This is a genomic window from Bifidobacterium saimiriisciurei, assembly GCF_010667655.1.
GTDB classification, from domain to species: Bacteria; Actinomycetota; Actinomycetes; order Actinomycetales; family Bifidobacteriaceae; genus Galliscardovia; species Galliscardovia saimiriisciurei.
This window is the reverse complement of record NZ_WHZU01000014.1, coordinates 71348-90736: the sequence shown is the minus strand read 5'-3', so window position 1 is coordinate 90736 and position 19389 is coordinate 71348. Positions and strand designations below refer to the sequence as shown.

15 protein-coding genes are annotated in these 19389 nt (G+C 65.2%); 12 read left to right on the top strand and 3 right to left on the bottom strand.

Going from position 1 to position 19389, the window contains the following annotated elements:
• On the top strand, positions 1–1891 hold a 1891-nt coding region (locus GFD18_RS08805), incomplete at its 5' end, for a YhgE/Pip domain-containing protein (RefSeq protein ID WP_163228272.1).
• A 122-nt stretch (positions 1892–2013) separates the two neighbouring features.
• Positions 2014–2763, top strand: coding sequence for an alpha/beta hydrolase (locus GFD18_RS08800; RefSeq protein ID WP_163200539.1), 750 nt, complete (start codon positions 2014–2016; stop codon positions 2761–2763).
• A 2-nt stretch (positions 2764–2765) separates the two neighbouring features.
• Here the strand turns inward: GFD18_RS08800 and GFD18_RS08795 are convergent, their stop codons facing one another.
• Entirely contained in the window at positions 2766–4061 is a 1296-nt protein-coding gene (locus GFD18_RS08795; RefSeq protein WP_163200540.1) for an alpha/beta fold hydrolase, read from the bottom strand.
• 306 nt (positions 4062–4367) lie between these two features.
• Positions 4368–5105, bottom strand: a complete 738-nt coding sequence (locus GFD18_RS08790; protein WP_163200598.1) for a TetR/AcrR family transcriptional regulator — start codon at positions 5103–5105, stop codon at positions 4368–4370.
• A gap of 237 nt (positions 5106–5342) precedes the next feature.
• On the opposite strand from GFD18_RS08790, the gene GFD18_RS08785 reads away from it, so the two are divergent.
• The 5 genes from GFD18_RS08785 to GFD18_RS08765 all read left to right on the top strand — a co-directional run bounded on the left by GFD18_RS08785 (position 5343) and on the right by GFD18_RS08765 (position 11123).
• Complete coding sequence (locus tag GFD18_RS08785; RefSeq protein WP_163200541.1) at positions 5343–5663, top strand: hypothetical protein; 321 nt, start codon at positions 5343–5345, stop codon at positions 5661–5663.
• A 190-nt stretch (positions 5664–5853) separates the two neighbouring features.
• Positions 5854–7173 carry a signal recognition particle-docking protein FtsY gene (gene ftsY / locus GFD18_RS08780; protein WP_163200542.1) on the top strand — a complete coding sequence of 440 codons (1320 nt, stop codon included), beginning with the start codon at positions 5854–5856 and terminating at the stop codon, positions 7171–7173.
• A gap of 349 nt (positions 7174–7522) precedes the next feature.
• Complete coding sequence (locus GFD18_RS08775) at positions 7523–8809, top strand: ammonium transporter (protein ID WP_100511658.1); 1287 nt, start codon at positions 7523–7525, stop codon at positions 8807–8809.
• 1 nt (position 8810) lies between these two features.
• Positions 8811–9149 carry a P-II family nitrogen regulator gene (locus GFD18_RS08770; protein ID WP_094663137.1) on the top strand — a complete coding sequence of 113 codons (339 nt, stop codon included), beginning with the start codon at positions 8811–8813 and terminating at the stop codon, positions 9147–9149.
• A 111-nt stretch (positions 9150–9260) separates the two neighbouring features.
• On the top strand, positions 9261–11123 hold the full coding sequence (locus GFD18_RS08765; RefSeq protein ID WP_163200543.1) for a [protein-PII] uridylyltransferase family protein: 1863 nt from the start codon (positions 9261–9263) through the stop codon (positions 11121–11123).
• 160 nt (positions 11124–11283) lie between these two features.
• Here the strand turns inward: GFD18_RS08765 and GFD18_RS08760 are convergent, their stop codons facing one another.
• On the bottom strand, positions 11284–12639 hold the full coding sequence (locus GFD18_RS08760; RefSeq protein WP_163200544.1) for an MATE family efflux transporter: 1356 nt from the start codon (positions 12637–12639) through the stop codon (positions 11284–11286).
• Positions 12640–13097: 458 nt separating this feature from the next.
• On the opposite strand from GFD18_RS08760, the gene dnaB reads away from it, so the two are divergent.
• From dnaB to GFD18_RS08735, 5 genes are all read left to right on the top strand, one after another.
• Positions 13098–14504 (top strand): replicative DNA helicase, encoded by a 1407-nt coding sequence (gene dnaB / locus GFD18_RS08755; protein WP_100511655.1) that lies wholly within the window; start codon positions 13098–13100, stop codon positions 14502–14504.
• A 42-nt stretch (positions 14505–14546) separates the two neighbouring features.
• On the top strand, positions 14547–15956 hold the full coding sequence (locus tag GFD18_RS08750; RefSeq protein WP_225433012.1) for a Mur ligase family protein: 1410 nt from the start codon (positions 14547–14549) through the stop codon (positions 15954–15956).
• Positions 15957–15967: 11 nt separating this feature from the next.
• Positions 15968–16735: a type 1 glutamine amidotransferase gene (locus GFD18_RS08745; protein ID WP_163200599.1), complete on the top strand. Its 768-nt coding sequence runs from the start codon at positions 15968–15970 to the stop codon at positions 16733–16735.
• A 238-nt stretch (positions 16736–16973) separates the two neighbouring features.
• Positions 16974–17441 carry a phasin family protein gene (locus GFD18_RS08740; RefSeq protein WP_163200546.1) on the top strand — a complete coding sequence of 156 codons (468 nt, stop codon included), beginning with the start codon at positions 16974–16976 and terminating at the stop codon, positions 17439–17441.
• A 45-nt stretch (positions 17442–17486) separates the two neighbouring features.
• Complete coding sequence (locus tag GFD18_RS08735) at positions 17487–19364, top strand: ABC1 kinase family protein (protein WP_163200547.1); 1878 nt, start codon at positions 17487–17489, stop codon at positions 19362–19364.
• The last annotated feature ends 25 nt before the right edge of the window (positions 19365–19389 follow it).

Sequence of the window (19389 nt, the reverse complement as noted above, 5' to 3'; positions counted from 1 at the left end):
GATGACGCTGTTCTCGCCCGAGGTCAGGCATACGCAGCTCAAGTACTATCTCAACGAGAAGGCGAACGCCATCGCGCCGCATATCACCGACCAGGGCGCGACCACCATCGTCAGCCAGATCGACAGCACGTTCTCGAAGACCATCGGCGAGGTCGGCATCGACCTCATGTCGACGCTGCTCAGATATTCGAACAGCGACGAGATGAAGAACTACGTGAGCACGGCCACCGGCCACATCAACACGATGGGACGCCAGCTCAGCGGCGCATCGGCGCAGGTGGCGTCGTATTCGAAGCTGCTCAAGGCGTCGGAAGACATCATCGCCTCCACGAACAGTCTGATCGCATCGTCCGGCTCGTCGGTCGACGGCGCGAAGAAGGGCCTGAACCAGGCCGTGCAGGGCGTCAAATCGCTGGACGATGCGCTCGGCGGCACGGCCGACGTGCTCAACACGTCGCTGAAGCAGAGCGCGGCCGGCTACGACGCCGTCGACAAACAACTCGACGCGTCGTTCGACGCCATCGGCAAGCAATCCGACGCCGCGCAGACGCAGTTGGAGGCGCTCGCCAAACGCGTCGACACGTCGTCCGGCGGATACGACGATCTGATCGCCGCGCTCGAGGACCTGCAGAAGAACGGCGTCGGCGGCGATACGGCGGCCGACGAGGCCTCCGACAAGGCGCTGGCCGCCGTACTCGACGCCGCGAAGAACGCACGGCAGACGCAGAAGGACCTCGCCGCGGGCCTGCGCAAGGCCAAGGCTTCGCTGGCGTCCGGCGTCGACGACGCGGCCGCGCAGCGCAAGACGCTCAAGCAGCAGGTGGCGTCGGCGAAGAAATCCATCACGACGGTGAAGGATTCATACGAGGCCGACCTGAAGCCGAAGCTCGACGCATTGGCGTCGTCGATCGGCGACCTCAACACGCAGACGCGCGCCGTGGCCGACGATCTCGCCACGACGGTCGACGGATTGCAGGGCGTATCCGGCGACGCCTCGACCTCCATCGCCTCCATTCGCACGCTGCTCGACCGTTCGTCGAAGCGCCTCGCCGCCGCGTCCGACCGTCTGCAGACCCTGAGCAACCAGCTCGTGGCGTTCTACAACAACGGCGACCCCGCGAAACTCGGCAGTCTGACCAACGTCGACGCCGACACTCTTGCCACGCTGCTGTCGTCGCCGGTGAAGCTCGACCGAGTGGCCGTCTACCACATCGCGAACTACGGTTCGGCGATGGCGCCGTTCTACACGATCCTGTCCATCTGGGTCGGGTCCATCATCCTCGTCGCCATGATGAAGGTGGCGATGTCGGACCGCGGCCGCGATGACATCCGGGCGATGATGGACGACCGCCTGGTCCGCTGCCGTGCGCATCACGGCCTGCCTCCGCTGCGGCTGCACGAGGAGTATTTCGGCCGATACCTGACGTTCGCGGTGATGGCGGCGTTGCAGAGCGCGCTGGTGGCGTGCGGAGACCTGTACTATCTGCGCGTGCAGGCCATCGATCCGATGAAGTACCTGCTGGTGTGCCTTGTTTCGGGCATCGTGTTCTCGAACATCACCTATACGTTGGCGCTGTCGTTCGGCGACATCGGCAAGGCCATCGCCGTGGTGCTGCTCGTCATGCAGGTGGCAGGCTCGGGCGGCACGTTCCCGATAGAGACGCTGCCGCCGTTCTTCCAGGCGCTGTATCCGTTCCTGCCGTTCCCCCACGGCATCGCCGCCATGCATGCGGCGATGGCCGGGTCGTACGGCACGGAATACTGGCGTGAGCTGGTCATGCTGGCGTTGTTCATCATCCCGTCGCTGCTGCTCGGCCTCGTGCTGCGCAAGCCGGTGATCCGGCTGAACGATTGGATCATCCGCAACCTTGAAAGCACCAAGCTGATGTAGGACGTACGTCACGCAGGCCGTGCGGCCCATGCGGCGCGCCTCGGTCCATGCGCCGCCGCAACTGTGACCAACGGCACATATTGTGGAATGTCGTCGCGATTGCCGGCACATATAGTGGTTGTATGACTAACGACGAGAAGACGAATCTGATTGGACGCGAGTCCGACGTAGTGCCCGGCCATTTCGGAGACCCGCTTACGGTGACGCACGCGCAATGGTCGCGCGGCGACGGCAAGGCCAACCCCGCCAAGCCGATGTTCCTCATCATGCACGGCTGGGGGTCGAACGAGCAGGAGATCGCCGACCTCATGGGCTACATTGCGCCCTACAACGACTACGTGTCGCTGCGCGCGCCCATGCCGATGCCGCCGCAGTTCGCCGAATACGCCCCCGAAGGCTACACCTGGCTGCATGATTCCGTGCCCACCGGCGAGGACCTCGACTACGACGCCTACGCCGCCGCGAAGGCCGTGAACGACTGGGTGGCGGAGAACGTTCCGGCCGACCGCGAAATCGTGCCGCTCGGATTCTCGCAGGGCGGGCTCGTGGCCGTGCACCTGCTGCGCACGAACCCCAGGCGATACCGCGCGGTCGTATGCCTTTCCGGCTTCATGGCGCCGGGCATCGTCGCCGGCACCGCGCCCTACGACAATGCGCTTGCGGCGCTTGAGATCCCGGTGTTCTTCGCGTTCGGCGACAAGGACCAGGTCGTGCCGCGCAACCAGCACAACGCGTTGAGCGCATGGCTGGAGGAGAACACGTACCTCAAGCTCAAGGAATATCCGAAGCTCGACCACGCCGTGAGCCTGAGCGAGTTCGACGACACCCGCCAGTGGCTGCTCGACAACAACATCACCAGCGGGATCATGTAGCCCTACTCCTCGGCCAGCGGGGTGTGCAGGAACTTGAGAATCCGGCCGACGTACTGCCGCATGATCTCGTTGCGTTCGGTCGTCATCTCGTGGCGCGAGCCCCTGAGATGCACCAGCTGCGCCGGGCATCCGCCGGCACGAACGAGCGAGACGAAGCGGTTCTGCGGCTGCGGCAGCACATACGAGTCGTTGTCGGCCTGGAACACCAGCAGCGGCGCCTCCACCTCGGCGCACGCCGACGGCCGCAGCACCGACCGGTACATGCGCAGTCCCTCGCGCACCCAGCCGAACGTGGCCGCATTCGTATGGTATTCGGGATGCTTCACGCGCAGGTCATGCACCCAGCGGGCACGCGGCAGGCTCAGACCGCGATAGAATTGCTCGTCGAAATCCTCGCTGAAATACTGCTGCGTGGGCGCGATATGCTTGCTCAACCCGACGGCGCACGCCAGTTCCACGATCCACGGCGAAAGCCACAGCGGCATGCCGGTCTTCGGGGCGATCATCGGCGCGGAGAGCACCGCCTTGTCGATGATCGTGGGGTAGCGTTCCAGCATCGCCGCCGCGATGCCGCCGCCCATCGAATGACCATACAGGTACAGCGGCGAGCCAAGCGCATAATCCTGGCCGATTGTCGAACAGAACTTCGCAAGATCGTCGACGTAGCGATGCCAGTCGTCGATCCATACGAGGCTTTCATCCTCGACGTCGCGCGGCGAATACCCGTGGCCACGGTGTTCGAGGATGCAGACGCTGAAGCCGTCGAGCAGCAGATACCATGCCAGTTCGGCGAACCTTTCGGCGAACTCGGTGAAGCCATGCGAGATCACGACGGCGCCGCGGAACGTGGCCGTGGCCCCGTGCTCGCGGACGGCGTCGAACTTGGCGGCGTCGTAGCAGACGTAATGCAGCTGGCCGGTATGGTCGACGGCCTTCGCCGCGGCACGGTCGGCGTTGCCGGCGCCGACGTTGGCGTCCTCGGCGAAGCGTGCGTTGGTCGGGCTGTCGTTGACGTTGACGTTACGGATGCGGATGGCGTCGGCCTTGGCGCTGGCGTCGGCCTTGATATCCTCCTTGGCGTTGTTGATGACCTCGGCCAGCTCCCCGTGCTCGCCGAAGATCGGGCTGCCGGGCGTGCCGCGCTTCGGTTGCCTCGGAGTCGGGGCCGTTCGCAGCGAATCCAACGGCGCGAGGTCGGCGTCATGCGAAGGCTCCATCCATCCCTCGCTGCGGCAGGCCGCCAACGCCGGCAGCACGGTCTCGGTCATCGTCCTGGCGTAATCGTGCTCGTCAATCAACTGCAACTCCATACGACCGAGCCTAGCGCAGGAGGCTGTCACGCGAAGGAATCCGTTCGTTGGGGTCTGATTGCCGGTGTTCGATGGAATCCGTTGCATTTTCGACGAAATGCGTTGCGGTCCATCAAAATCGACGTATCGGATTTTTTACAACGTTGCAATTTCAACGATTCTGGAATTAGAGAACGGAAATCGTGATGGACGACGACGTTTTTTCGACAAAATGCATCGTAATCCATGGAGAAAGGGCGGATTCTGATGGATTACGCTGCAATATGCCAAGAATTGCGACGCAATCCATCGCCGTCAATCCGTTGAGATGGATGTGGGCGTGATTTCGTCGTCGTCAGCACGTCGTCCATCGGATGCGGTGGACGTGACGTTGGAATCGACACTGGCGGAGGCGGAATCCGTCGCGTTGGCGGCCTTCCTGTCGATGTTGCTGCCGACGTAACGCAGGGTCGGCTTGGCCTCGATGCTGGAGAGGCCGTTCCACGCGAGGTTCACGATGTATGCGGCGAGCTGGTCCTTGCCGAGTTTGCGATGCGTGGCCCAATACTGGCCGGTGAACACCATCATGCCGACGAGCATCTGCGCATAGTACGGCACGCCCTTCGCTGGGATCTTATGACGTTTGAACGCGGTGACGAGCAGGTCCTCCACGCGGATGCTCACGTCGCCAAGCAGGGAATTGAACGAGCCGGACGGGTCGGTGGTCGGGCGGTCGCGCACCAGCACCTGGAATCCGTCGGTGTGCTCCTCTATATACGTGAGGAACGCCATGGCCGCGTTCTCCACGATCTGGCGTGAGCCCTGCGCAGGACGGGAGAGCGTCTCCATCACCGATTCGGTGAGCGTCTGCATCTCACGGTCGACGACGACGGCGTACAGGCCCTCCTTGCCGCCGAAATGCTCGTACACGATGGGTTTGCTCACCTTCGCCGTGGCGGCGATTTCCTCCACACTCACCGCCTCGAAGCCCTTCGCCGCGAAGAGCGACCGCCCTACGGCGATGAGTTGCTCGCGCCGCTGCCATGCCGTCATTCTGGAAGTACCGCTCATATGTTCCATTGTCCACGAGCGGTTGTCATTGCGGTCGTGGCCACGCGCAGGCGTTTCGCCGCGCGTCCGGCCGTGTGTTTGCGTGTCGTTCCGTGCGCCGTCTTGTAAACAAGCGGCGATGATTGGCGCGTTCTGCTGGAGGAATCGTGAAAAACTGCCACAATATACCGTATGCCGATGCTTATTGTGATTGTCCTATGGATTGCCATAGTCGTATTGATGATCGTGTTCGTCCTGCGTCAGGCACGTCGCGATTCGCATGGCAGTGATTTTCTCTACACGATGCAGCATCCCGAGGAGTCGGGGCCGCGCAAGCCACGCGTGGTGAGCACGCGCATCGCCTTCACCCCGTCCGGTTCGCGTTCCGACGCGGCCGGCCGCGAACCGGACGCCACCGATGAGACGCCGGTCTACGTGAACCATTCCTCCGTGCTGGAGGTCCATGCGCTGCGCGACGGCTCCGCCGTCGAGGGCGAGGGAAACGAGGGCGCGGCCGTCGCCGGTGATGGGGCCGAATCCGAGGGCAGGCCCGCCAAGTAGCGTTGAAAGCACCGAACGGCGGTCTGCGGGTTTCGGCCTTGCCGAAACGGTGATTGATGGAAGGCCGTCGCTCCGTAAACGGTGTGAATCCACGGTTTGGGTTTTGGCTGTGATTGCCGGCCGTGGAATCGGACGCCCACGATTTGGGTTTTCGCCGTGATTATCCTCTCCGACACATAGGGTTGGGGGTATGGATAGCATGACGTTATTGATTATCGGCATTGTTGCCGTGGTGGCGATCGTCGCGATCGTCGCCGTTGTGGCCAATCGCAAAAAGCAGAGTGGCGCCGCCGTTCCTCCGCCGGCGACCGAATCCCAGCAGGCGGAAGGTGTAAAGCCCGTCGAGGCCAAGCCGGCCGAGACCGAGGAACAGCCGGCCGAAACCGGAAAGCCTTCTGAGCCCGAGGCCGAGACCGAACCGGAATCCGAGCCTGCCGTAGAGACGGAGCGGAAGCCGGAAGAGGAACCTGCTGCGGAGCCTGAGACCGAAGCGGAGGAAGAGCCTGCCGCCGAGCCCGAACCGACCGAGCCCGAGGAGAAGCCCGCTCCCGCCCCCAAGGCCGAGGTCGTCAAGCCCGAGCCCGCCGCCAGCCGCCTGACCCGACTCAAGTCCCGTCTCGCCAACAGCGCCAACCCGTTCGGCAAGGCCCTGTTCTCCATCCTCACCAAGGACAACCTCTCCGAATCCGACTGGGAGGACGTCGAGGACACGCTGCTGCTCGCCGATGTCGGCGCCGACGCGAGCGAACAGCTCGTCGAGGAACTGCGCAAGGACGCCCGCGTCAACGACGAGAAGACGCCCGAGGCCGTGCGCGGCATGCTGCGCGACCGTCTGCTCGACCTCGTCGGCCGCGACATGGACCGTTCGCTCAACGCCAGCCGTCCGCGCCCGGCCGACGCCGGCCCGTCGGTCATCATGATGGTCGGCGTCAACGGCACCGGCAAGACCACCACCGCCGGCAAGCTCGCCCGCCTGTTCGTCGCCGAGGACAAGAAGGTCGTCATGGGTGCGGCCGACACGTTCCGCGCCGCCGCGGCCGACCAGCTCGAAACCTGGGGCCGTCGCGTGAACGTGCCCGTCGTGCGCAGCGAGAAGGACGGCGCCGACCCCGCGTCCGTGGCCTTCGAGGCCGCAAAGGCCGCCAAGGAGCAGAACGCCGACGTGCTCATCATCGACACCGCCGGCCGTCTGCAGAACAAGGCGAACCTCATGGACGAGCTCGGCAAGATCCGCCGCGTCACCGAGAAGACGCTGCCGGTCGAGGAGGTGCTGCTCGTGCTCGACGCCACCACCGGCCAGAACGGCATGGCGCAGGCCAAGGTGTTCGCCGAGGCCATCGGCATCACCGGCATCGTGCTCACCAAGCTCGACGGCTCCGCCAAGGGCGGCATCGTCATCAGCGTGCAGAAGGAGCTCGGCGTGCCCGTCAAGCTCATCGGCCTCGGCGAAGGCCCCGACGACCTCGCCCCGTTCGATCCGGAAGGCTTCGTCGACGGCATTCTCGGCTGAGCAGACGCTCGGTTTCGCATTATGGACATCATTCCGATGCCATAATGCGAACCCGTATCCATTATCGGCCCCGCATGCGGCGTCATCGCCGCGGCGGGGCCGAATATTATCCTCCTTCATACGAATTGCAACGTTTTCGGTCGTCCGACGATCGTGAAAACACGACCTGGGCAATGTAACGAATCCCGTTTCGGTTAACACCTCCGTAACACGGCGTAATTGCTGGGGAAATCCGAGCGTCGTTTCATACAGACGATGGTTCTCGCCATGGGCGGGACCGAAACAACGAAACGGACAGTAAGACCCGACCGAAGAGATCGGGAGTTGTACAAGAGAGAGGGAGGTATTCATGGACACCGGTAATGCAGCATGGATGTTGACGTCAGCGTCCCTGGTTTTCCTCATGACGCCGGGTGTGGCGTTCTTCTACGGTGGCATGGTTCGAGCCAAGGCCATCCTGAACATGCTTATGCTTTCCACCGCGGCACTCGCCGTCACGGGTGTCATCTGGACTTTGTGGGGCTGGTCGATCGCCTACGCCGGCACTGACGTCGCCGGAATCTTCGGCGATCCCGCCTCGGGATTCCTGCTCAAGGACACGATGGTCGCCACGGACGGCGTCTTCGGCTCGGTCGATGTGAAGGACGCGGCCTACCCGCACAGCATCGACGTGAGCTTCCAGGTCACGTTCGCCATGATCACCGTCGCACTGATCACCGGTGCGCTCGCCGAACGTGTGAAGTTCAGCACCTGGATGATCTTCGTGGCCCTGTGGATCACGTTCGACTACGCCCCGATGGCCCACATGGTGTGGAACCACGGCCTGCTGTCTCCCGACGGCCCGATCTCCACGGCCCTCGGCGCCGCCGCCCATGATTTCGCAGGTGGTACCGTCGTCCACATCAACGCCGCAGTCGCCGCGCTGGTCACCGTGCTCATCATCGGCCGTCGCAAGGGCTTCCCGAAGGAGCCGTTCCGTCCCCACAACGTGCCGTTCGTGATGCTCGGCGCCTTCCTGCTGTGGTTCGGCTGGTTCGGCTTCAACGCCGGTTCCGCCTTCGGCGCCAACGGCACCGCCGGCTACGCCTGGATGTCCACCACCGCCGCCACCTCCGCCGCAACGCTCGGCTGGCTGTTCACCGAGAAGATCCGCTCCGGCCACTACACCGCCATGGGCGCCGCCTCCGGTATGGTCGCCGGCCTGGTCGCCATCACCCCGGCCGCCGATGTGGTCTCCCCGCTGTGGGCCATGGTCCTCGGCTTCATCGCCGGCATCCTGTGCTGCTTCGCCGTCGGCGTGAAGTTCAAGCTCGGCTACGACGATTCCCTTGATGTGGTCGGCGTGCACGGCGTCGGTGGTCTCACCGGTACCGTCCTCATCGGCTTCTTCGGCGAAGGCACCGGCCTGTTCGCCGGCGGCGACTACAAGCAGCTGCTGGTCCAGGTCGTCATCGCCCTCGTCGCCATCCTCTACTCCGGCGTCATCACCGCCATCATCTCCTTCGCCCTCGAGAAGACCGTCGGCTGGCGCGTCACCGAGGCCCAGGAAGTCGGCGGCATCGACTTGGCGGATCAGGGCGAGCGTGCTTACGATTTCGCTGGTACTGCCAGCTCCATCCTGAAGGGAGTGAAGTGAGATGAAACTCATCACCGCAATCATTCAGCCGCATAAGCTCGACGAAGTCAAGGAAGCTCTCGCAGCCGCCGGCGTTCACGGTCTGACGGTCTCCGAGGCCAACGGCTACGGCCGTCAGCGCGGCCACACCGAAATCTACCGCGGTGCCGAATACACGGTCGACCTCATCCCGAAGATTCGCGTCGAGGTGCTGTCGGACGACGCCGACGCCGAAACCCTTGTCGACGTCATCTCCAAGGCGGCCGGCACCGGCACCATCGGTGACGGCAAGATCTGGGTCGCCCCGCTGGACTCCGTCACGCGAGTCCGCACCGGTGAGACCGGTTCCGCCGCAATCTGATTGTCAGACCGGTCGAGTACCGCTCTGACCGTTCTGATTGATGAAAGAGGTCCCCGCGACGGTTCGCCGTCACGGGGACTTTCGATATTTTTAGGAGAAACGGACAGGATAATGGCCTCTGCAGTGGATGGTCTCAAAGCAAAGCTGGTCGCTGTCAGCCAGCCGGACGATGACGGCGTATATCGCGACGGCGCCGCGAAGCGCGCCAGGCGCGTCGACATCGTACTCGAATCATTGCGGCAGCTGTGGGCGGACGCCATCGCGTCGATGGGCGCCGACGCCCCCGACCACGGCGTCGGACTCGCCGCCGTCGGCTCGTTGGCCCGACGCCAGATCGGCCCCTGCTCCGACCTCGACCTCGTGCTCATCTACGACTCGCATGCGATCTCCGATGCGAACGTGACCAAACTGGCCGACAAGCTCTGGTATCCGCTGTGGGATTCCGGTCTCGACCTCGACCATTCCGTCCGTACGCGGCAGCAGTGCGAGGCCGTGACCGACTCCGACCTGCCCGCCGCGATGGGATGGCTCGACGTGCTGCCCGTCGCCGGCGACACCGACCTGATTCGCCGGACCGCCGACTCCATCCTCGAACGCTGGCGCAAGGCCGCGCGCAAGCGCCTGCCCGAACTCACCGACTCCGCCAAGGAACGCTTCGACCGCTTCGGCCAGCTGCCGTATCTGAACCAGCCGGACATCAAGGAGGCCCGCGGCGGCCTGCGCGACACCGTGCTCGTCTCCGCGCTGGCGACCTCGTGGCTGGCCGACCGTCCGCACGGCAGCTACGACGATGCCGTCGAACACCTGCTCGACGCCCGCGACTGCATCCACCTGGCCGCGAACAAGGACACCAACATGCTGCTGCCCGCCTATCAGGTGAAGGTGGCGAAGATGATGGGCCTGAGCGACCCGACCATCCCCGACCCGGACCAGCGCGACGGCGAATCCATCGAGAACATGCAGACCGTGCTCGCCCGCTACGGCCGGCGCATCGCGTTCGCACTCGACTCCACGGCCTCGCGCGCCGCGCATTCGCTCACGCACGAGCAGCCGCGGTTCTCGTTCTTCCAGATGTTCCAGCCCCGCGGAGGCGGACGGCGTGAGGCGCCGCGCTTCGACATCATCGCCGAAGGCGTGGCCAGGCATGAGGGCGAGGCCGTGCTCGCGCCCGGCGCCGACCCGACCAAGGACCGTACGCTCGCTTTGCGCGTGGCCGTCGCCGCCGCCGAAAACGATCTGCCCATCGCTCCGGGCACGCTGACGAACATCAAGCGCTGCGCCCTGCGCGACACCGCGTGGACGCCCGAATCACGCGACCGCTTCGTAAGGCTGCTCGCCACCGGACCGGCGCTGCTGCGCACGTGGGAGGAGCTCGACTTCGTCGACATCCCCGGCCGTCTGATCCCCGAATGGCTGGGCATCCGCAACCGTCCGTCCGCCTCGGCCGCGCACCGCTACACCATCGACCGGCACATGGTCGAAGTGGTGTCGCGACTCGACCGCAGCGCACCGACCGGCGAGCGCTACGACGACGAGCACTACACCGTGCTGCTCATGGCCGGCATCCTGCACGACATCGGCAAGCGCCCCCGCATCAGCGACCATGCGGCCGAGGGCGCGCGCCACGTGCCGGCGATCATGAAGCGCATGCTGTTCGACGAGAAGACCATTGATATGGTGACGACGCTGGTGCGCGAGCATCTGACGCTTTCGGAGTTCGCCTCCACGAAGAGCCCCGACGACGAGCAGGCGACCGAGGAACTGGCCGCGCGCCTCGGCAACGACCCGCTGATGCTCGACATGCTGTTCGATCTCACGCGTGCCGACGGCTCGTCGCTGGGCGCGACCGCCGGCGAGCAGATCACCAAGAAATACGGATGGTCGAAGTGGCGTGCGTCGCTCGTCGGCGCGATGTACCGCGCCGCAAGGGCCGACGCCGTGCGCGCCCAGCGTTCCCAGACGGCCGCGCAGTAGGCGGCGCGCTACCCCCTCAGTCAGGCTTTGCCTGACAGCTCCCCCTGAAAGGGGGAGCCGGAAAAGACGGGCGGTCTGCTCATGGCTCCCCTCCCGACGGAGGGGAGCTGTCGCGGCCGAAGGCCGTGACTGAGGGGGAGTGCCTCGCCAGCTGTTTTTTCTATTTCATCCACGCATCACCCCGGGCGCGCAGGCCGTTGGCCAGGCCGCGCCCGCCCATCAGTACGATATTGAACGCCAGCCACAGCACCGCCGTGCGCGCCAGGTCGTTCGGCAGCGCAGGCACCACGAACCGTACGACCGCGAACAACGCGGCGATGTAGACGACGGCCGTGGCCGTGCATGTGGCCGCAAGATAGCGGAAATCGCGTGCGCCGATGAGGATGCCGTCAAGCGCCATCATCCAGCCCTGCAGCGGGAAGAACAATCCCATCGTCACCATGCCGACGGCCGTAAGCAGCTGGATCGCCGGACTGGGGGAGAAGAAATGCCCGGCGAACAGGCCGACGAGCGCGAACGCCAGACCAAGCACCGTGCCGACGACCAGTCCGGCGAGGCCCGTAGCCCGCGTGAGCGAGCGGGCCCGACGCCAGTCGCGTGCGCCGAGCGCCGCACCCACCAGCGTCTGACCGGCGATGCCCACGGAATCAAGCACGTTCATCGCGAAGTTCCACGAGGAGTTCACGGCCTGGAAGCCGGCGAGCACATGCGTGCCCATGCGGGCGGCGCTCGCCACCGTCATGACCATGGTCGCGCGGATCGCCAGCGTGCGGATGAACAGCGGCAGTCCGTCGCCGCCGGCCGCCACGATGCCGGCCAATTGCGGACGCAGGCTCACCCCGTCGGCGCGCGACCAGAGCACCGCCGGCACCACCAGAAACAGCCCCATGAACCATTGCGCGATCAGCGTGGCCGCGCCCGATCCGGTGATGCCCCAGCCGAACACGAGCACGAACAGCAGTTCCAGCACCGTGTTCACCACCGCGCCGGCGATCGCCGCCACCAATGTGATGCGCACCTTCTGCAGGCCGCGGAAGATGCCGTTCGCCGCATAGACGAGCAGCATGCCGGGGGCGCCGAGCACCACGGCCCGCGTATACCGCACTGCCTGGTCGAGCACCGCGCCCTGCCCGCCGAGCGCGCGGCACAGCGGCTCCGCGCCGGCGAACAGGCCGACGCCCAGCACCACGCCGATGAGCAGCGCCAGCCACAGTCCGTCGATGCCGGCCTGCAGTCCCTCGCGTCGCCTGCCGGCGCCAAGCAGATGTGCCACCTGCGCGGTGGTCGAATATGCGAGGAAGATGCACAGTCCCACCGCCGTGAGGATGATGGTCGAGCCGATGGAAAGGCCCGCAAGCGCCGCATCCCCGATATGGCCCACGATGGCGGTGTCGATGAGGATGAACGTCGGTTCGGCGATGAGCTGGCCGAACGTGGGAATCGCCAGCGCCGCGAGTCTGCGTGCGGTGGCGCCTCGCGTCCCGTCCGCCGTGATGTCGTCGTGTTGCGTCGTCATGCCTCTCCCTCCGTCAGCCTCTAACGGTTTATCAGCACCCATGGCTATCGACGGCGAAACGATGAATCGAACATGAACAATGTGAGGTTTTTCGATTGATGTGCAATACAATGCGATGGCGGCGTTGTCAATTCGGCCGCCCATATGCACATGCTTATCCCCAAGTTTTCCACACGGTTATCCCCATTGTGTGGAAAACCATGGGTGTTATCCACGACGACACGCCTGAAATGTGGATAACTCACTATTTTTATCCACATCTTGTGGATAACAGCGCGAATCATTGGGGATTTCCCCATTGCCGGGTTACGACAGAGTAAACGCAACATCATCTGCCGTTCATCCCACGAAACACCGTCTGCAGTGTGAACTCTCCTATGCGCGCGTAATGCAATGATTCCGCGAGTGATATGCGTACATCCGGCGATTGCCGCCATGGCGTTCCTAGAATCGGGACCATGGCTGAACAGACGTTTGAGAGGAATGACCGCGCCGGAAACGGTTCGAGGGCGGACGGCGACCGCGACCCGATCTTCGACCGCGTGCCGCCGCACGACGACAACGCGGAGATGGCCGTGCTCGGCGGCATGCTCATGAGCAAGGACGCCATCGGCGAGGTCAGCCAGATGATCGACGTCACCGACTTCTACCAGCCGAAGCACCAGACGGTGTACGACGCCATCATCACGTTGTTCTCCGCCTCGCAGCCGGTCGACGCGGTGATCGTGGCCAACGAGCTGCTCAAGGAGGGCAACCTCGACAAGGTCGGCGGCGCGGACTACCTACACAGCCTCGTCGCATCGGTGCCGACCGCCGCGAACGCCACATACTATGCCGACATCGTGCACCAGCGCGCCATCCTGCGCAACGTGATCGCCGCCGGCACGAAGATCGCGCAGATGGGCTACTCGGCCGAAGGCTCGCAGGCCGAGGACATCGTGAACCTCGCCCAGGCCGAGGTCTACGAGATGAGCGTGGGCAAGGTGCGGCAGGACTACGAGGCCATCGGACCGGTCGTCGAGGACACGCTCAACCAGCTCGACGCCCTGCAGAACGGCCTGATCCAGAAGGGCGTGCCCACCGGATTCCGCGACATCGACGACGTGACGCAGGGCCTGCAACCCGGCCAGATGATCGTCGTCGCCGGCCGACCGGCCATGGGCAAGTCCACGCTGGGCATCGACTTCGCGCGCCATGCGGCGCTGCACGAGCATATGACCACCGTCGTGTTCTCCCTGGAGATGAGCAAGAACGAGCTCGCGCAGCGCATCATCGCCGCCGAGACGAACATTCCGCTGGGCGCGCTGCGCCGCGCCGACGAGATCACGCCGGAACGCTGGAACACGCTGAACAACTTCTGGGGCAAGCTCAACGACGCCCCGCTGTTCATCGACGATTCGCCGAACATGAGCCTCATGGAGATCCGCGCGAAATGTCGCCGGCTCAAGCAGACCAACGACCTGAAGCTCGTCGTCATCGACTACCTGCAGCTCATGAGCTCCGGCAAGGCCGTCGAAAGCCGACAGCAGGAGGTCTCCGAGTTCTCGCGAGCGCTGAAGCTGCTCGCCAAGGAGCTCGAGGTGCCGGTCGTGGCGCTTTCGCAGCTGAACCGTGGCCCCGAGATGCGCAACGACAAGAAGCCGCAGCTTTCCGACCTGCGAGAATCCGGCTCCATCGAGCAGGACGCCGACGTGGTGTTCCTCGTGCACAGGCCGGACTTCTACGACAAGGAGGACCGTCCGGGCGAGGCCGACATCATCATGGCGAAGCACCGCAACGGTCCGACCGAGACGTTCAACCTGGCGTTCCTCGGCGCGAACTCCAAGTTCAAGGACATGCCGCAGGACTTCCAGCAGGGCGTGTGACCTCTGCTTGCTATGGTGGTGGGCGAATCGGAAAGGCATGAGATGGTGAAAAGCAATGGTCAGGCCGGACTTTCGGCCAACGACGTCGACGTGCGGCATACCGCCGCGCCGCGCAAGCCGTGGAACGCGTTCGCCACGCCCGCGATAGGCAAGGGCGTGCGTGCGCTGTCGAGGCTGCTCAAGCACGGCGGCAGCGCATTCCCCGGCAAGATCGTGGAACAGGTGGACCCCGGCTTCCTCGCGCGCACGCTCGCGCAGCTGCCGCTCGGCGTGGTGCTGGTCTCCGGCACCAACGGCAAGACCACCACCACCCGCATGGTCGCCTCCATGCTGCGCAGCCTCGGACTCAAGGTGTTCACCAACCCCACCGGCTCGAACTTCACACGCGGCGTGGTCTCCGCTCTGCTCACCGAGGTCACGATGGGCGGCCGTCTCGACGCCGACATCGCCGTGCTCGAACTCGACGAGGCCTACGCCGTGCATTTCGTCCGCCAGGTCAAGCCGCGCTATGCGCTGCTGCTCAACGTGATGCGCGACCAGCTCGACCGCTTCGGCGAGATCGACAACACCGCCCGGCTCCTCAGCCACGTGGCCGAGACCACGACCGGCACCGTCGTGCTCAACCGCGAGGACCCGCGCATCGCACACCTCGCCGACGTCGTGCCCGGCGGCACCGGCGTCTACTATTTCGGACTCTCCGACGACCTGCGTTCGTTCTTCCCCACCGACGACGACATGCACAAGACCGGTGGAAGAGCGGACGGCGGCCGGAAGGCCAACGACGCGCTTCCCGCCGATGTGGCGCTCACCAAGGTCGGCGACCATCACGCCGACTTCCTCATGGACGGCGCGACGTTCTCCACCGACGTGCGCCTCGAAGGCGTCTACAACCTGTTCAACGCGGCCGCGGCGCTCGCCGTCGTCCGCGCGGTCGTCGCCGACGCGGCCGACGTGATGCCGGACATCCATCCGACCGACGACGATCTCATCGCCGCCGTCGCCGAGGTCACGCCCGCGTTCGGTCGCGGCGAATCCATCGACGTCAACGGCACGAACGTCGAACTCCTGCTCGTCAAGAACCCGATGGGCTTCCGTCTGGCGCTCACGTCGTTCGACCCCGCCGGCCACGACACGATGATCGTCATCAACGACGAATACGCCGACGGCCGCGACATGAGCTGGCTGTGGGACGTCGACTTCACCGGCCTGCGCGGCACCGGCGTCGGCATGGTCTCCGGCGTGCGCGCGTGGGACATGGCCCTGCGCCTCGGCTACGACGAGGTCGCGGTCGGCGACGTGAACACCGACATCGACGCCGCCGTCGACGCGTTCCTCGCCAAGGATGCCGGCCGGCCCAAGCGCATCTACTGCACGTACACGTCCATGCTCAAGGTCCGCGCGCATCTCGGCCGCATCGCCGACGTCGCCGACGCCGGCGTGGGACGGGAATGAAGGAGCTGATGATGACGAACGAAACGACGGAACGCCGCCCCATCGACGTCGTGTCCCTGTACCCGAACGACATGAACATCTACGGCGACTCGGGCAACGTGCTCACCATCCGCCGCAGGCTCGCGCTCTACGGCTACGAGCCGGTGATCCACCACTACAACCAGGGCGACGACTGGCCCGGGCACGTCGATATGATTCTCGGCGGCGGCGGCCAGGACAGCGGCCAGAGCAAGATCATCGACGACTTCTTCACGCGCGCCGACCTGCTGCGTTCGCTCGCCGACGACGGCGTGCCGATGCTCATGATCTGCGGCATGTACCAGCTGTTCGGCGAATACTTCGAGACGTCCGAAGGCAAGCGTCTCGACGGCATCGGCGTGATCGGCGCGTACACGGTCGGCCAGGACGTGCGTATGATCGGCAATCTCGTGGAGCATTCCAGCGACTTCGGCGATGTGATCGGCTATGAGAACCACTCCGGCCAGACGTTCCTGCGCGAGGGGGTGGCGCCGCTCGGCCATGTGAACGCCGAGGGGCGCGGCAACAACGGCGAGGACCATACCGAGGGCGCACGCGTGAACAACGTCATCGGCACGTACATGCACGGCTCGCTGCTGCCGAAGAATCCGAAGATCTCGGACTTCCTCATCGCCAAGGCGGCCGAACGCCGCTACGGCGCGTTCGAGCCGCGCGTCGGCGACGCGGCGAAGGCGGAACTCGACCGGCTGGAGCATTTCGCCGTCGAGGCGCGTCGCGTGGCCGCATCCCGGCCGCGGTAGTGGCCGGGGCGGGCGCCGTTTCGGTGACGCGCCGGCCGTCGCCGCCGCATGGCCGGGTATGGCCGGAATGCGGTCGTCGGGGGAGTGCCGCACCGACATATCGGGGCGAGCTGTTCATCCTTCGCGCCTCGTCGCTGCGGTAAAGTTGGAGGCGATGGCGGCGGCGAAGGCCCGCCGCGCGCAACGTCGCGCGGGGCTTCGCCGAACGCCGACGAACACGACGTGAAGGAGCGATATCATGGCCGATTTCAACTTCAACGACTTGGGTGAGGGACTGCGCACGATCTTCCTGGCCGGCGTGGGCGCCGTCGCGACCGGTGCCGAAAAAGGCCAGCAGATCGTCGACGACCTCGTGAAGAAGGGCGAGCTGACCGTCGACCAGGGCAAGGTGCTGAACTCCGAACTGACGCGCAAGGCCCAGGGTGCCGCCAAGGACGCGTTCACCGGCGCCCAGGACGCCGCCGCGAAGGCCCGCGAGACCGTCGACGATGTGAAGGAGGCCGCGCTCAAGGCCCGTCTCTCGGTGATGAGCGACGAGGAGCGCGCCGCCTACGTCGCCAAGGTCGCGCAGCTCGCCGAAACCATCAACGCCGAAAAGGCGGCGAAGGCCGCGAAGGCCGAGGATGCGCCGGACGCCTCGGCGGACGGGGAGGCCGAGGCGGCGGCCGAATCCGGCGCCGAATCCGTCGACAAGCAGGCCGAATGATCACAGATACGGTGATGTGCATCGCCTGACTACCATGGGTGAACTATGACATTGGAGAAGCAGGAGAAGGCGTCGCGCGCGACGGCGCATACGGCGACGGGCGGCAGGGCCGCCGACGGCGGACCCGCGGACCCGCCCGCCGCGGATGCGGCCGCCGTTCCGTCCGTCACCGACGCATCAAACGACCCGCTGCTCACCGACGAGCAGGTGCTCGACGCCATCTCCGGCACTCCCGTCAGCGAGGAGGAGGGGCATCTCGCCGACGCCGAACGCACCATCGGCCTGTTCGGCAGCAAAGAGCCCACGTTCGCCGAACAGTACCATCTCACCCGCAAGGGCCGGCTGCACCGTCTGCGCGAGATCTTCGCCATCGCCCGCCAGTTCGACATCTTCCACGGCCTGACGCCGGTGAAGATGCGGCTCATGTTCGAGGCGCTCGGCCCCACATTCGTCAAGGTCGGGCAGAACCTCTCCATGCGAAGCGAGATCCTGCCGCAGGAATTCTGCGACGAGCTCGCCAAGCTCCGCGCCGACGCCGACCCCATACCGTACGAGACCGTGCTCGACACGCTCGCCCGCGAATACGGCCGGCCGGTCGACACCATCTTCGCCTCCATCGACCGCACGCCGCTCGGCTCGGCGTCGCTCGCCCAGGTGCATCGCGCCCGACTCGTCACCGGCGAAGACGTCGCCGTCAAGGTGCAGCGGCCCGGCGTGCGCGAGACCATGGCGCAGGACATCGACATCATGCGCTCCATCTCCCGGCGCGCCACGAAATACATCAAATCCGCGCAGATCATCGACCTCAACGGCGTGATCGAAGAGCTCTGGGACAGCTTCCAGTCCGAAACGAACTTCCTCATCGAGGCCCGCAACCTCGTGGACTTCCGCGAATTCGCCAAGGACTACAAGTACATGGACTGCCCCAAGCCGTACATCACGCTGTGCACCGAGCACGTCGTCGTGATGGACTACGTCGACGGCATCTCCGTCTCCCACCCCGACCAGCTCGTCGAGGCCGGCTACTCGCTCAACGAGATCGGCACCAAGCTTGTCGACAACTACGCCGCGCAGGTGCTCGACGAAGGCTTCTTCCACGCCGACCCCCATCCCGGCAACATCATCATCCACGATGGCAAGATCGTGATGATCGACCTCGGCATGACCGGCCGCCTCTCCGCCCGCACGAGGTCGATCCTCCAGGACATCATCTTCGCCGTCGGCAAGCAGGACTCGCCCGCGCTCGCCGAGGCGTTCCTCCGGTTCGCCGGCCCATCCGACACCGCGGAGGTCAACTATCCCGGCCTGCTGTCCGACCTCGACGCCATCGTGCAGGACTTCGGCACCGTCAGCCTGCAGGACCTCGACATCGGCGCGTTCGTCACCGCGCTCATCCAGCTTTCACGCAAGCACCACGTGGAACTGCCCGGCATCGTCACCACCGTGGCGCGCGGCCTCGTCACGCTTGAGGGCGTGCTCGACGAGTTCCTTCCCGACACCGACATGATCGCCATCATCACCGCGCACATCGCCTCCACACGCGGCCTGCGGTCCGCCGCCAAGGAGGAGATGAAGACGCTGGGCATCGAGGGGCAGAAGGCGCTGCACGGCACGTTGGGCGCGCTCGCCGAGGCCCGCACCGCCGCCCGCATGCTCACCCGCGGCCAGCTCAAGGCCAACGTGGAGATGGTCGGTTCCGAGGAGCCCATCCGCCAGCTGAGCTACATGGTCGACCGCCTCACGATGGCGCTGATCGTCGTCGGCCTGTTCGTCGGCTCGTCGATCGTGTACTACGCGGGCATGAAGCCGGTGATCTTCGGCATCCCCGTCATCGGATTCCTGGGGTATGTGGTCGCGTTCCTGCTGTCGGTATGGATCGTGATAGACATCTTCCGCAAGAACCGCCCGAAAAAGCGGGGATGATTGCTCCCGTAGGGGCTCTCCTTGT

Bases quoted from the DNA above. Each gene is read 5' to 3' on its own strand.
- GFD18_RS08800 (WP_163200539.1), top strand. From the start codon at position 2,014: ATGACTAACGACGAGAAGACGAATCTGATTGGACGCGAGTCCGACGTA.
- GFD18_RS08790 (WP_163200598.1), bottom strand. From the start codon at position 5,105: ATGACGGCATGGCAGCGGCGCGAGCAACTCATCGCCGTAGGGCGGTCG.
- GFD18_RS08785 (WP_163200541.1), top strand. From the start codon at position 5,343: ATGATCGTGTTCGTCCTGCGTCAGGCACGTCGCGATTCGCATGGCAGT.
- ftsY (WP_163200542.1), top strand. From the start codon at position 5,854: ATGGATAGCATGACGTTATTGATTATCGGCATTGTTGCCGTGGTGGCG.
- GFD18_RS08775 (WP_100511658.1), top strand. From the start codon at position 7,523: ATGGACACCGGTAATGCAGCATGGATGTTGACGTCAGCGTCCCTGGTT.
- GFD18_RS08770 (WP_094663137.1), top strand. From the start codon at position 8,811: ATGAAACTCATCACCGCAATCATTCAGCCGCATAAGCTCGACGAAGTC.
- GFD18_RS08765 (WP_163200543.1), top strand. From the start codon at position 9,261: ATGGCCTCTGCAGTGGATGGTCTCAAAGCAAAGCTGGTCGCTGTCAGC.
- GFD18_RS08760 (WP_163200544.1), bottom strand. From the start codon at position 12,639: ATGACGACGCAACACGACGACATCACGGCGGACGGGACGCGAGGCGCC.
- dnaB (WP_100511655.1), top strand. From the start codon at position 13,098: ATGGCTGAACAGACGTTTGAGAGGAATGACCGCGCCGGAAACGGTTCG.
- GFD18_RS08750 (WP_225433012.1), top strand. From the start codon at position 14,547: ATGGTGAAAAGCAATGGTCAGGCCGGACTTTCGGCCAACGACGTCGAC.
- GFD18_RS08745 (WP_163200599.1), top strand. From the start codon at position 15,968: ATGACGAACGAAACGACGGAACGCCGCCCCATCGACGTCGTGTCCCTG.
- GFD18_RS08740 (WP_163200546.1), top strand. From the start codon at position 16,974: ATGGCCGATTTCAACTTCAACGACTTGGGTGAGGGACTGCGCACGATC.
- GFD18_RS08735 (WP_163200547.1), top strand. From the start codon at position 17,487: ATGACATTGGAGAAGCAGGAGAAGGCGTCGCGCGCGACGGCGCATACG.